Annotated in this window: 5 protein-coding genes, 1 rRNA gene and 1 pseudogene; 1 reads left to right on the forward strand and 6 read right to left on the reverse strand. The window is 72.3% G+C overall.

Features of this window, described 5'->3' with window-relative positions:
* A 5S ribosomal RNA gene (gene rrf / locus ACZ4NB_RS13030) occupies window positions 1-94 on the forward strand; the annotation flags it as partial.
* A 576-nt stretch (window positions 95-670) separates the two neighbouring features.
* Here rrf and ACZ4NB_RS13035 read toward each other — a convergent pair.
* The 6 genes and pseudogenes from ACZ4NB_RS13035 to ACZ4NB_RS13060 form a co-directional block, all read right to left on the reverse strand.
* On the reverse strand, window positions 671-2560 hold the full coding sequence (locus tag ACZ4NB_RS13035; RefSeq protein WP_467660865.1) for a DNA/RNA helicase domain-containing protein: 1890 nt from the start codon (window positions 2558-2560) through the stop codon (window positions 671-673).
* 313 nt (window positions 2561-2873) lie between these two features.
* Complete coding sequence (locus ACZ4NB_RS13040; protein WP_467660867.1) at window positions 2874-4256, reverse strand: helix-turn-helix transcriptional regulator; 1383 nt, start codon at window positions 4254-4256, stop codon at window positions 2874-2876.
* Between the two features lie 711 nt (window positions 4257-4967).
* Window positions 4968-5768, reverse strand: coding sequence for an oxidoreductase (locus ACZ4NB_RS13045; RefSeq protein WP_467660869.1), 801 nt, complete (start codon window positions 5766-5768; stop codon window positions 4968-4970).
* An 82-nt stretch (window positions 5769-5850) separates the two neighbouring features.
* Entirely contained in the window at window positions 5851-6315 is a 465-nt protein-coding gene (locus ACZ4NB_RS13050) for a nuclear transport factor 2 family protein (protein ID WP_467660871.1), read from the reverse strand.
* Between the two features lie 75 nt (window positions 6316-6390).
* Window positions 6391-7611 (reverse strand): cytochrome P450, encoded by a 1221-nt coding sequence (locus ACZ4NB_RS13055; protein WP_467660873.1) that lies wholly within the window; start codon window positions 7609-7611, stop codon window positions 6391-6393.
* 56 nt (window positions 7612-7667) lie between these two features.
* Window positions 7668-13835 (reverse strand): annotated as a pseudogene (locus ACZ4NB_RS13060) (type I polyketide synthase); the annotation flags it as partial.
* Between the last annotated feature and the right edge of the window lie 44 nt (window positions 13836-13879).

Below are 13879 nucleotides of genomic sequence, written 5' to 3' on the forward strand. Positions count from 1 at the left end.
AACGCCCGGTTACATTCCGAACCCGGAAGCTAAGCCTTTCAGCGCCGATGGTACTGCAGGGGGGACCCTGTGGGAGAGTAGGACGCCGCCGAACTAATTTTGATGAATAGCCTCGTTCCCCGAGTTTCGACTCGGGGAACGAGGCTATTTTGCGTTCCAGGTCCGTTCGCCCCCTTCCGCGTGCCGGTTGCTTGCGCTGGCGCTACGGGTTCATCCGTCGAGGCGTCGGAGGGGCGGGCGATTGCACCAATCTGGCCCCCCTGCCGCCCCAAGTCCTGGAGGCAGCCGAACGTCACGTCCACCGGCTTGAACGTGACGCGTTGGTCTTCACCACGCTCGCCGAGGGCCGGGCTGGCCGCCGTCTCAATGACGGCAGCTGGCGACGCCGGACCTGGTGGCCGACCTTCTGCTGACCATCACCGCATGGCTTCGCATGGGTGATTCTCTGCCCTGTCCCGTGCAGGGCAGGGCAGGGCAGGGCAGAGGTGTCTGCACCCGTCGTGCGAGGGGGAGGGTCGCTGGGGTGCCGCCTGCGAGTGGGGCGCGGTGGCCGTCGACCTCCGCCGCCTTCTCCCGGGCCATGGAGCCGCCCTTCGCGGTCGCCTCGGGCACAAAGAACTTCAGGGACAGAACGACAAGGCCAGGTGTGCGCCGCTCCGTCGACTCGGTATCACTCCTGCCCCGGGTTCTGGTCGGCCGGCGGGATCAGTGAGCGGAGCTTCGCGCGCGTCTCCGGGTCCGTCGAGTAGATGACGGTCCCGATCATGCCCCGGGTCAGCAGCACCTTGTAGGTGTTGCGGACCAGCCGGTCCACGTCCTCGTCCGGGGTGGCCTTGGTGAAGGAAGGGTCCTTGGAGGCGGTGCGGTCGACGACCCAGCGGTCGGTCCGCCATACGAGGTCCGGGCCCATGATCACGCCCGACCAGTCGTACTCGAAGCCCTGCGCCGTGTACACGCACCCGACCTGTCCGAACCCCGCGGGGTCGGTGGCCCAGAGCGGCGCCGGGGGCGCGCCGAGGAGGGCGCGGTCGCCGTAGAGGTTCCACGGCCTCGCCCAGTCGCCGATGGTCACGTCGGTGGGCAGTGCGGTCATGCTCGGAGTGATCTTCGTCGTCCACTTCCAGCAGTAGCCCGCGGACATGCGAGCGCCGAAGTCCTCGGACCGACGCGCGGCAAGGAAGTCCTCCAACTCCTGTGGCGTGTCGGTGGTCAGCAGGTGCACCTTGGAGTCCGGCTCCCACACAACGGGGCCGTCGCCCTCCAGCCCCAGCAGACCGGTCACCCAGCGCAGGTACGCATCACTGCCACCGCACCGGAACTGGCTGTCCAGTTCCACCACCGCGCACTCCAGCCCCTGTTCGGCAGCGGCCCGCCGGATCTGGTCCACCGTCCCCATCTCGCCCGGACGCACCACCTGGTGCTGGTCCAGCAGGAAGACCGGCACCCGGGCGGCGTCGATCAGTTCCGCCACCTGCGGCCGGCCGGTGCGCAGCGCTGCCTTGGTGTAGCGGTTGGCGGACGTCTTGCGGAGGCGATGCGCCTCGTCGCAGACCAGCACGTCGAGGTCGTTGGGCTCGGCCTCCATGAAGCTGTTGAAATACCGGAAGAGCTTTTGCACCTCGGGCTTGCGGGCGCCCGCGACCTTGCGCATGGTCTTGGTGAACGACTGCGACCCGGTGGCGTGCAGGGCCGGAACCCCGCGCCGGTAGAGATCGCCCAGCACGGACAGAGCGATCACGCTCTTGCCGGAGCCCGGACCGCCGGCCACCACCACGACCTGCTTGTGGTGGGACCGCCGCGCCTTCCGGACCGCGGACATCACCGTCTCGTAGGCGAGCCGCTGCTCGTCCAGGAGCACGAACTGCTCCCGGTTGCGCACCTCTTCGGCAGCGACGGCCATGAGCTGCCGGGACGGCCGGACCTTGCCCTGGAGCAGGGCGTCGGCCGCGTCGGCGCCGGGCTTGGCGGCCAGCCTCGAACGCAGGAAGCTCAGGAGGGCGCCGCGCTGATCGCCCGTGTACATCCGGCCCCGATGGTCCTCGGCGACCGCTCGCAACCCCGCCACCCCGAACTCGGTCGCGTTGTGCAGGTAGGCCACCCCTGCTATCGACTCCGGGATCCGCTCCAACGCCCCGTTGAACGACACCAGGTAGTCGCAGTAGCCGCGTACCTGCTCGATCGGGTTCAGGACGGGCGCCGGGTAGGCGGGGACGCGGCAGCGCAGCGGGTCGTCGTCCTCCGGGTGGGCCTCGCTCCACTGCTTGAGTTCGACCACGACGTACGACGGCGCGCCGGTGGCCGGATGTACGCCGGCGAGTATCACGTCCGCGCGCTTGCTCGTCAGCGGCAGCCCGTACTCCAGCAGCATCTCGACCTCGCCGAGCCCCGCTTCCACCAGCACGTTCGTCAGCGCGGGGATGCTGCGCTCCCAGGAGCGGACTTCCGCCGGCTGGGGCCGATGGCGGTGTCTGTGCAGGAAGTTCTCGGTCAGGAGTTCCGCCAGCCGTCCTTCGAGGTGGGTGCGATCGGCCAACGATGCCGCGGACTCACGGAACAGCAAGAAAATGCCCCCAGGCAGCACGAAGTGACTCGTGCGGGTGGGGGCATGTCCTTCTGTTCCGCGGAGGCGGAGCGGAAGCCCGTCGGGCCGCTGAGATGGTGCCAGCCATCCTAGAACAGGGGGTGGCCCGCGAGTGGGGATGTGGCTATTGCCGCAGGGCCGGTGGTTCCGTCGTGGCGGGTGGTGAGGGAGCCGGCCGCCACCGCCGAGGTTGCACGGCTCATTTGAGGCACGCGGCGACCCGCGGGACCTCGACGACGAGGAGGAGTACACGGCTTCGCTGCCGTGGTTGACCCAAGAATCGGGTCGGCCGTCAGCCAGGTATGTCCCGCAGCAGTTTGAGGATTTTCGGGTGCTCGAAGGCATTGCCGAGGGGGTCGGTGTCGGAGAGCTGGTCGGGGTGTTGTTCGCTGAGTTCTCGGCGGATTTCTGTGAGGTGTTCTATTCGGGCCAGGTAGTCGGGGAGGAGTGTGTCGATGCGCCTGGCGGCTTCTTTTGGGTCGCGGGGCATCAGGGCGCGGACCAGGTGTTTGTATTCCTCGGGGGCTTCGAGGGGGGCGTGGCGGCGGGGGAGTTTCTTGATGACGGTGTAGGGGTCGAGTTCCTCGAAGGCCCAGGTGCCGTCGCTCTGCTCCGTGGCCCAGATGACGGTGCCCCGTTCGCGGGAGAGGGTGAGCTGGTGGCGGGGGCCCACGAGGCGGCTCAGGAGGGGGAGGGGGACGGCGTCGGGGCCGGCCAGTTTGGAGGCTTCGCGCGGGGAGGGGACGGAGAAGTACCCGCCGGCGGTGGGGTGCGGCTGGGACGCCCGGCCGCTTGCCGGTGCCGTGTCGTAGGGCGTGCTGAGGGTCGCGTCGTCGGTGGGCTTCGGCTCGCATTCGTCCTTGAGCCAGGTGATGACGACCAGGCGGGAGTTGGGGAGCCCCGCCGGGTAGAGGACGTTGCTGACCACGTGGATGATCTCGTAGTCGTGGCGGGGCAGGGCCTGGAAGAAGTGGCGGCCCTCGCCGCTCTTGCGCACCTCGGAGCTCGCGTGCCACAGCCGTTCGCAGTCCGGGTCCTGGAGGATGTAGGCGAGCAGCTTTTGCAGTTCGGGGTTGTGGGGGTGCTCGGCCAGGGCGAAGCGGAGCTGTTCCAGGTAGATGGCGGCGTGGTGCTCCCAGTTGATGAACTGGCGGCGGGCTTCCTTGCTGCGCAGGGCCCAGCGCATCAGGTTCGCGTCCCGCTCGCGCACCCAGGGGTACCACTCGGCCATGGCGGTGTTGTAGCCGATGATGTCCCAGCTGAGGTCGCTGATGTACGCCGGGCTGGGCATCTGCTGGTCGAGCAGGAGCTGCAGCAGGGACGCCGCTTCGGAGCTGAGGGCCGGGATGGTGGTGGTGACGGCGCCGCCCAGGGCGTAGAGGTGGAGGGTCGTCTCCTGGTCGGGGCCGAGCATCAGTTCCCGGGCGAGCGCGTCGAGGATGGTCCGCTCCAGGCGGGGCGTGGCGCCGCCTTCGAGGTCGATGTACCAGCGCACGCTGCGGCCGATGGCCTGGGCCACCTCTTTCTGGGTGAGCGGTCTGCCGAGTCCGCGCTTCTCGCCGGCGGCCGCGCGCCAGGCCCGCAGCAGACCGGCCAGGCCCATGAGTTCGAGGGGGGTGAGCGCCGCTTCCCGGTCGCCCGAGGAGTCGTGGGGTATGGGTGCGGGCTCGGGCATGCTCCTGTCCTCCGTAATTGGGAACGGGCCCCAGATCAGTGGGTGTGAAGTGGGGTCGGTAGCCGCCTCCGCGGACTCGTTCTCCAGCGACGAATGCCAAGCCAACGCCTTCGAGGCGGGACAAGAGGTTGAAGCAAAAACCGTCCTGCGGGTCGGTGGATGCTCAATGGAACGGGGGGCGCAACACTTTGTACACCGTTTTGCCGCAGCTGTAAAAAATTGCACCCCGGTTGCCTCAGTGGGAATCCTCACCTTCCGCCCGGCGGGGTGGGCAATTTCGGCCAGTGGTGGCGTGGGGGAGATTCTCGGTCATGTTTTGGGAAAGTCCGTGATGGGCGCGGTGATGACGAGTAGCGGGGTGGGTGAAGTGCGGGGGTGCGGGGTGCGTGAACCGGGGTAAAGCGGGGTGAGTGGGGTGAGGAGGGGGAGCCGGTCGGTCGGGTGCGGGGCTGCTTTGGGGGTGGTGCGGGGGTGGGGGTGGTGTCGGGAGGGGTGGGATTCGGCCTGTTACCGGATCCGGCCGGTTGTTCGACGGGGTGCGGGTCGTGACCGCCCGCCTCAGTGGTTCGGGCCGGCGTCAGGAGTGCGACGCCGGCCCGAACGAGGGGGAGGGAGGGGAGGGAGAGGGAGGGAGGGATACGTCTGGTGGGGGAGGGAGTGGGGAGTGGGGATGGGGTGGCGGGGGTGTTGTGTGCGTGCGTGGGTGGGGGGTTACACCTGGGGGAGGGCGCCGGCGTCGATCACGTAGCCGGCGCCGGTGATGCGCTGGGCGCGGTCGGAGGCCAGGAAGGCCACGAGGTCGGCCACGTCGGTCGGTTCGGTGATGCCCGCCATCGGGGCGCCTTCGGCCTCGACCATCATGTGGACGACCGCATCGCCGTCCTGGCCGGTGGCCCCCATGATGTTCTCCGCGACCATGTCCATGGCGGGCGTCTTGACCAGCCCGGGGAGCACGCTGTTGACGCGGACGTTGTGCGGGGCGACCTCGGTCGCCAGGCCCTTCGCGTAGTTGATGAGCGCCGCCTTCGCCGCCCCGTAGTGCAGCAGGGCGCCGGCCGGGCGGCGGGCGACGGTCGAGGCCACCTCGATGATCACGCCGCTGCGCCGCTCGATCATCGACGGCAGGACGGCCCGGTCCAGGCGCACCGCGGCGAGGTAGTTCGTCATCAGTGCCTCGACCCAGTCCTCGTCGGGGATCGAGGCGGAGCCGCCGAAGTGCGGCATTCCGCCGCTGCTCGCGCCGCCCGCGTTGTTGACGAGTATGTCGACCCCGCCGAGTATCTCGAAGGCGCTGTCCGCCAGGTGCGCGACGCCCTCCCGGGTGCTCACGTCGGCGGTTACCAGCCGTACCGCATCCGGAAGTCCCGACGCCTCTTTGCGCGCCGAGGTCACCACCGTCGCGCCCTCCTCGACCAGGCGCTGGACGATCGCCAGGCCGATACCGCGGGTGCCGCCCGTGACGAGTGCGCGCTTTCCCCGCAGACCTGCCGATGTGCTGTTCCCCTGGACCATGATGTGCTCCTGTCTTCGTCGAATTCGTCAGCGGTGGTGGTGAACGGGCCGGTGGGTTGCTGCGGCCGCGGGCTCGGCGTGCTCAGTTTTCTGCTTTTGCCCGTTGGCGTTCGGCGGCGATATCCGCGATGTTCTTGTTTCCCTCCGCCCAGAGAATCGACATCGCCAGCTCGTCGATCTTCCAGCCGGCGCCGGAGCGCACGAGATGGAAGCGGTAGGTTCCGCCGATGCGCCACAAGGGGGAGCCGAGCGGGTTCTCCAGTCGGTGGGTCGCCTGGAAAGAGGCGGTGCATTCCGCGGTGTCGCCGTCCAGGGCCACCAGGTGATTGGTCATCAGGTGCTGGGAGGCGTCGTAGCCGCCGAGCACGGCGACCCACGAGTCGATGAGCTCCGTTGCCGTCAGCGTGACCGGCGTTCCGCCGAGCAGGCTGGTGTAGTCCAGGAGAACCTTGGGGGTGAACAAGGCGGTGGCCTTGTCCCATTCGTGGCGGTCGGTGTGCCAGCCCATGCGATCGCAGGTCTCGATGATCGCGTAGCGGTCGTCCATGTGTGAGTCCTAAGGGGGAGGGAGTACGGGCGGAGGGGCGCGGGCCCCTGGTGGGCGGCCTCTGGCGGACGGCGGCTACCAGGTGACGGGGAGGTCGTGCAGGCCCTCCAGCGTCATGCCGACCTTCATGGAGACCTGGTCCATCGGAACGGCCAGCCGGAGCGTGGGAATCCGCTTGAACAGGGTGCCGAAGAGGATCTCCAGCTCGGCCCTGGCCAGGTTCTCGCCCAGGCACCGGTGGGGTCCGTGGCCGAACGCCAGATGGCCCTGGGTCGAGCGGCGGATGTCGAAGGTGTCGGGGTCCTCGAAGGCACCGGGGTCGCGGTTGGCCGCGGCGGTCGAGAGGATGACGCCGTCGCCCTCCTTGATCACCTGCCCGGCCACCTCGACGTCGGTGGTGGCGACGCGCAGCGTGGTCAGGTCGGCGATGGACAGGAAGCGCATCAGCTCCTCCACCGCGCCGGGCAGCAGCTCGGGGTCCTCGCGCAGCATCGCCAGCTGGTCCGGGTGCTCCAGCAGCGTGAGGGTGCCCAGGCCGATCATGCTCGTGGTCGTCTCCTGGCCGCCGATCAGCAGGGCGACCATGAGCTTCGACACCTCGATCGAGGTCAGCTCACCGGTGTTCAGCCGCTCCGTGATGAGCGTGCTGAGCAGGTCGTCGCCCAGGTTGGTCTGCTTGGCCTGGACGACCTTGACCAGGTAGTCGAGCAGTTCGCGGCCGGCCTCGACGGCCTTCTCCAGGTCGGGGGCCTGCATGATGCCCTGGGCGTGCACCTCGAAGAGCTCGTGCTCCTCGTAGGAGATGCCGAGCATCTTGCAGATCACCCGTGACGGCAGCGGCCGGCCCAGCACCGAGACCAGGTCGACCGGCCCCTCGTGCCGCAGCAGTTCGTCGATCAGCTCGTCGGCGACCTGCTGGATCATCGGCCGGAGCTTCTCCACCTGCTTGGCGGTGAAGCGCGGCAGCAGCATGCGCCGGCGGGACTTGTGCGGCTCGCCGTCCAGGCCGAACAGCTCCTGGGTGAACTCCGGGAAGTTCTTCTCCCGTTCGGCCAGGATCGGGAAGGCCGGGTTGTCGTGGTCGGAGGAGAAGAGCTTGGCGTCGGCGAACATCTCGCGCGTCTCCTTGTGCTGGGTCACCAGCCACGCGGTCCGGCCGTCGTACAGCCGCACCTGGGAGAGCGGGCCCTCCTCGGCGAGCTCGGTGTACTCCGTCGGCGGGTGGTAGGGGCAGCCCCGCCGCATCGGGTACTCGTGCAGTTCCTCGCCGGTCGTCGCCGTCGATGTCTCGGTCATGTCGGTCCTCTTTCGTTCGGAGTTGACGGAGCGTGGGTCTCCCGGGCCGTGGTCGGTCATGGGCCGGGACGGTGGGAGGGGGCGGTGAGCCAGGCGTGCACCGACCGCGCGACCGCTTCGGCGTCGTCCTCCACGATCGTGAAGTGGTCGCCGGGTACGGGCTCGACGGCCATGGGGAACGGCAGCGCGCGCGCTCCCGCTTCGGGCGGCGGCGCCGCCGTGTCGCCGTCGGCGGGCATCGGGTCGGTGGCCTGGATCATGACGGTGGGCGCCTGGGTGGCGGCCGGTGCGAAGTCGGCGAACATCCGCAGATACGCGCCCATCGCGGTCCAGCGGACGTGGCCGATCCGGCCGAAGGTGTCCTCCCGGTCGAACATGCCCCGGGTCAGCGCCGGTTGGACCATCGGCAGGTTGTCGTCGACGAAGTAGGTGTCCAGCAGCACCACGGCCGACGGGCCGCGGCCGCGCCGCTCCAGGCGCTCCGCCACGGCGTTGGCGAGCCAGCCGCCGGAGGAGTAGCCGGCCAGGGCGTACGGGGCGTCGCCCGCACAGCGCAGCACCGCGTCGGCCTGGGTCTCCACCATGGTGTCGAAGTCGGCGGGCAGCAGCTCGCCGGCCACGAAGCCCGGCACCGGCAGCACCGACACCTCGCGCAGCCCGTCGAGCGCCGCGGCGAAGCGCGCGTACTGCAGCGGGCTCGACGACGCCCCGACGCTGGGGAAGCAGATCAGGGCGGGGCGCTCGGTGCCCTCGGACAACCGCAGCGGCTCCGCGGCGGCGGCGCCCTCCTGGCCGGCCGTGAACGTCGGCCGCAGCCGGGAGGCGGCAGCCAGGAACTCGTTCGCCTCGCCGATCCTGTTCTCCCGGCATGCCTGCCGGTACAGGGCGTCGATGGTGTCCTCCACCTGGTCGCCGCCGCCCTGGCCGGGCCGGACGGCGGCCAGCAGTTCACCCAGCCGTACGGCGAGCGCCGCCGGTGTGCCGCTGTCGAACACCACCGTGGCGGGCAGCCGCAGCCCGGTCGCCTCGCCGAGCGCGTTGCGCAGCTCGACCGCGGTCAGCGAGTCGAACCCGGACTCCAGGAACGGCCGGGAGTCGTCGAACTCCGCGACCGCGGTGTGCCCCAGCACGTCGGCCGCCCGCGCCCGCACCAGCTCGCGCAGCGCCGACGCCAGTTCCTGCTCGCCGAGTTCGGTCAGCGGCCGGGCCGCCGGGGCCGGTTCCGGGCGCGCTGCGGGGAGCAGTCCGCGCAGCGCGGCCGGCACGCTCGCCCGGCCCGCCGTGCCGCGCAGCACCGCGGTGTCCAGGCGCATCGGGACCAGCAGCGGTTCCCCGCCCGTCCAGGCCGCGTCGAACAGGGCCAGGGCCTCCGCGGAGGTCAGCGCGACCACGCCGCTGCGGGCGAGCCGGGCGAGGTCGTCCGCCTCCAGCGTCCCGGTCATACCGCCCTGTCGCTGTTCCCACGGCCCCCAGGCCAGCGAGAGAGCGGGCAGCCCCTGGGCGGCCCGGTGCTGCGCCAGCGCGTCGAGGAAGGCGTTCGCCGCGGCGTAGTTTCCCTGGCCCGCGGCGCCCAGGACGCCGGCCGCCGAGGAGAACAGCACGAACGCCGACAGACCGGCGTCGCGGGTCAGTTCGTGCAGATGCGCCGCCGCGTCCATCTTGGCCCGCAGCACCGCGTCCACCCGCTCCGGCGTCAGGGAGGTGAGCACGCCGTCGTCGATCACGCCGGCCGTGTGCACCACGGCGGACAGCGGGTGCGCGGCGGGGATGGCCGCCAGCAGCTCGGCCAGCGCGTCGCGGTCGGCCACGTCGCAGGCGGCGACGGTGACCTGGGCGCCGAGCCCGGCCAGTTCGGCGGCCAGCTCCTCGGCGCCCTCGGCCGCCCGGCCGCGGCGGCCGGCCAGGACCAGGTGCCGTACGCCGTGCCGGTCGGCCAGCCATCGGGCGACCTGAGCGCCGAGGCCCCCGGTGCCGCCGGTCACCAGGACGGTGCCGTCGGGGTCCAGCGCGAGGTCCTGCGGCGCGCCGGACACCGGTACCCGGGCGAGCCGGGGGGCGAGGAGAGCGCCGGCGCGCAGCGCCAGCTGGGGTTCGCCGGTGCCGAGCGCCGCGGCCAGGGCGCGCCGCGAGGGCTCCTCCCCGTCCGTGTCGATCAGCACGAAGCGGTCGGGGTTCTCGGTCTGCGCGGAGCGGATCAGGCCCCAGACCGGCGCCTGGGCCGGTGCCGGGACGTCCTCGCCGGGGCCGGTGGCCACCGCGCCCCGGGTGACGAAGGCCAGCCGGCTTCCGGCGAAGCGCGGGTCGGCCAGCCATGATTGGGCCGCCGCCAGCGCCTCGTGGACGGCGTCGCGGCCGGCCGCCGCGGCATCCGCGCCGCCGGCGGGCGCGCCGACGGTCAGTACGACCGCGTCCGGTACCGGCGCGCCCGCGGCGACCGCCTCGCCCAGCTCCGCCAGACCGGTGGCGCACACGACCTGGATGCCGGCGGACGCAAGGGCGGGGGCCGACTCGGCGCCGTCCGCGCCCACCACGGCGCAGGTCCGCACCTGCGCCGCCCCGGACGCCTCGACCCGCGGCCAGTCGACGCGGAAGAGCGCATCGCGCCGGACCCCGCCCGCGGCCTGGATCTGCTCGCGGGTGACCGGCCGCAGCACCAGGGAGCGCACCGAGGCCACCGGCCGGCCGTCCTCGTCCGCGGCCGTCACCGCCACGCCGTCGGACCCGGCAGGTGCGAGCCTGACGCGCAGGACCGTAGCCCCGGTGCGGTGCAGGGCCACGCCGTTCCAGGAGAACGGCACCCGGGCGCCGCCCCCGCCCTCGATCAGGCCGCCCAGGCCGACGCCGTGCAGCGCGGCGTCCAGCAGCGCGGGGTGCACGCCGAAGTCGCCGGCGCCGCCCGTGTCCTGCCCGGGCAGCGCCACCTCGGCGAAGAGTTCCGTGCCGCGCCGCCAGGCGGCCCCAAGGCCCCGGAAGACCGGGCCGTACCCCAGGCCCGCGGCGGCGAGATCGTCGTAGAGGCCCGACACCCCGACCTCGGTGGCGCCTTCGGGCGGCCACACCGCGAGCCGCTCGGGCTGCCGGCCGTCCGGGGCACACAGCAGGCCGGTGGCGTGCCGGGTCGGCTCCTGGTGCGGGGATGCGTCCTCGGGCCGGGAGTGGACGCTCACCGGACGGCGTCCGGAGTCGTCCGCGGCGCCGACCAGGACCTGGAGGTGCACGGCGGCGTTCTCCGCGAGCACCAGCGGTGCCTCCAGGGTGAGTTCCTCGACCTCGGGCAGGCCGACCTCCCGGCCGGCGGCCAGGGCCAGGTCCACCAGCGCGGTGCCGGGCAGCAGCGGGGTGCCGAGCACCGTGTGGTCGGCGAGCCAGGGGTGGTCCGCCGAGGACAGCCGGCCGGTGAAGAGGGTCGCGTCCCCCGTCGGCAGGTCGATGGCGCCGCCGAGCAGCGCATGGCCGACCTCGCGCAGACCCGCCATGTGCGCCCGGCCCGCGCCCGGTCCTTCCGGGGCCGCGTCGAGCCAGAAGCGCCGGCGCTGGAACGGGTAGGTCGGCAGGTCGACCGGCCGGGCGCCGGTTCCGGAGAAGTACGTCGCCCAGTCCACCGGTGTGCCGTGGGCGTGCAGCCGGGACACGGCCGCGACCAGCGTCTCCTCCTCCGACCGGTCGGCCCGCGCGCTCGCGGCCAGCACCGCGGCGCCGTCGTCCGCGAGCGCGCTCTGGGCCATGGGCACCAGGACGCCGTCCGGTCCCAGTTCCAGGAACCGGCCGGCGCCGCGGGCTTCGAGGGTGCGGACCGCGTCGAGGAAGCGCACCGCCTCGCGTGCGTGGCGCACCCAGTAGTCGGGCGAAGCCAGCTCCTGCGCCGTCGCCACATTCCCGGTCAGCGTGGACACCAACGGGATCCGCGGTGCCCGGAAGTCCAACTCGGCGGCCACCGCGCGGAATTCGTCCAGCATGCCGTCCATGTGGGGGGAGTGGAAGGCGTGGCTCACCGTCAGCCGCCGGGTCTTGCGCCCGCGTGCGGCGAACGCCCGGGCGCTCTCCTCCACCGCGGCCTCGTCGCCGCTGAGGACGATCGAGGACGGCCCGTTGACCGCGGCGACGGCGACCCTGCCGTGGAAGTCCTCCAGGAACGGCAGCACCTCCTCCTCGGTGGCCTGGACGGCCACCATCGCCCCGCCGGAGGGCATCCGCTGCATCAGCCGGCCCCGCTGCGCCACCAGGCGCGCGGCGTCCGGCAGGGACAGCACACCGGCCGCGTGCGCCGCGGCCAGCTCGCCGATCGAATGGCCCGCGACGAAGTCCGGCCGTACGCCCCAGTGCTCCAGCAGCCGGAACAGCGCCACCTCGAAGGCGAACAGCGCCGGCTGGGCGTACGCGGTGTGGTCCAGCAGGCCCTCGGCGCCCGCGTCGCCGGAGACCACCTCCTTGAGCGGACGGTCCAGATGGGCGTCCAGCTGCTCGTAGACCGTGTCCAGCGCGTCGGCGAACGCCGGGAACGCGGCGTACAGCTCCCGGCCCATCTCCCGGCGCTGGCTGCCCTGTCCGGTGAACAGGAAGGCGAGGGCGGACCCGCCGGACACACCGCGGATCAGGCCGGGCGCGGTGTCGGCGTCGGCCAGGGCGCGAAGCGCCCGGCGCACCTGGTCGCGGTCCCGGGCCACCACGACCGCGCGGTGGTCCAGCGCCGGGCGCCGGCTCAGCGACCAGGCGGTGTCGACCGGCCGCTCACCGGGCCGCTCGTCGAGGTGCGCCACCAGCCTGCGCGCCTGCGCCCGCAGCGCCTCGGCGCTCTTCGCCGACAGCAGCCAGGGCAGTACGACGCCGTCGTCGTCGAAGCCCTCCGCGGCCTCGCCGCCCGCCTCCTCCCGGGGCGCCTGCTCCAGGATGACGTGCGCGTTGGTGCCGCTGACCCCGAAGGACGAGACGCCCGCCCGGCGCGGTCCGGTGCCCTCGGGCCACGGGCGCTGCCGGGTCAGCAGCTCCACGCCGCCGGCCGACCACTCCACGTGCGGCGTCGGCTCGTCGATGTGCAGGCTCGCCGGCAGGACGCCCTGCCGCATCGCCATCACCATCTTGATCACCCCGGCGACGCCGGCGGCGGCCTGGGTGTGCCCGATGTTGGACTTCACCGAACCCAGCCACAGCGGGCGGTCCGCGGGGCGGTCCTGGCCGTATGTCGCCAGGAGGGCCTGCGCCTCGATCGGGTCGCCGAGGCGGGTGCCGGTCCCGTGCGCCTCGACGGCGTCCACGTCGGACGGCGACAGCCGGGCCTGGGCCAGCGCCTGGCGGATCACCCGCGCCTGCGAGGGGCCGTTCGGCGCGGTCAGCCCGCTGCTGGCGCCGTCCTGGTTGACGGCGGAGCCGCGCAGGACGGCCAGCACCGGGTGGCCGTTCGCCCGCGCGTCCGACAGCCGCTCCAGCACCAGGACGCCGGCGCCCTCGCCCCAGCCGGTGCCGTCGGCCGCCGCGGCGAAGGACTTGCACCGGCCGTCGGAGGCCAGCCCGCCCTGGCGGCTGAACTCCACGAACACGCCCGGGGTGGACATCACCGTCACCCCGCCCGCCAGGGCCAGGGAGCACTCCCCGGAGCGCAGCGCGCTGCTGGCCAGGTGCAGCGCCACCAGCGACGACGAGCAGGCGGTGTCCACCGTCACCGCGGGCCCCTCCAGCCCGAAGGTGTACGACAGCCGGCCGGAGGCGACGCTGCCGGCGCTGCCGTTGCCGAGATAGCCCTCCAGGGCCTCCGGCGCATGGGTGAAGCGGCCGCCGTAGTCGCTGTACATCACGCCGAGGAAGACGCCGGTCCGGCTGCCGCGCAGGGAGTCCGGGGCGATCCGGGCCCGCTCCAGGACCTCCCAGGTCAGCTCCAGCATCAGGCGCTGCTGGGGGTCCATCGCCAGCGCCTCGCGCGGACTGATCCCGAAGAACTCCGGGTCGAACTCCGCGGAGTCGTAGAGGAATCCGCCCACCCCGGCGTGCGATCTGCCCGGTCCCTCGGCGTCGGGGTCCAGCAGCCGGTCGAGGTCCCAGCCCCGGTCGGTCGGCAGCCCGGAGAGCGTGTCGCGTCCGTCGGCGACCAGCCGCCACAGGTCCTCGGGGCTGGTGGCGCCGCCGGGGAACCGGCAGGCCATGGAGACCACGGCGATCGGCTCCCGGGCCCTGGCCTGAACCTCCTCCAGGCGCTGCCGCGTCTGCTGCCCCTCCGCGATCGCCCGCTTGAGGTATGCGCGGAGCTTGTTCTCATCCGCCATGCGTTCCCCACCTT

The organism is Streptomyces sp. NPDC026575, from assembly GCF_055567415.1.

What these genes read in the sequence shown, in the direction of transcription:
- ACZ4NB_RS13040 (WP_467660867.1), bottom strand. Translation starts at nt 4,256, where the DNA reads ATGCCCGAGCCCGCACCCATACCCCACGACTCCTCGGGCGACCGGGAA.
- ACZ4NB_RS13045 (WP_467660869.1), bottom strand. Translation starts at nt 5,768, where the DNA reads ATGGTCCAGGGGAACAGCACATCGGCAGGTCTGCGGGGAAAGCGCGCA.
- ACZ4NB_RS13050 (WP_467660871.1), bottom strand. Translation starts at nt 6,315, where the DNA reads ATGGACGACCGCTACGCGATCATCGAGACCTGCGATCGCATGGGCTGG.
- ACZ4NB_RS13055 (WP_467660873.1), bottom strand. Translation starts at nt 7,611, where the DNA reads ATGACCGAGACATCGACGGCGACGACCGGCGAGGAACTGCACGAGTAC.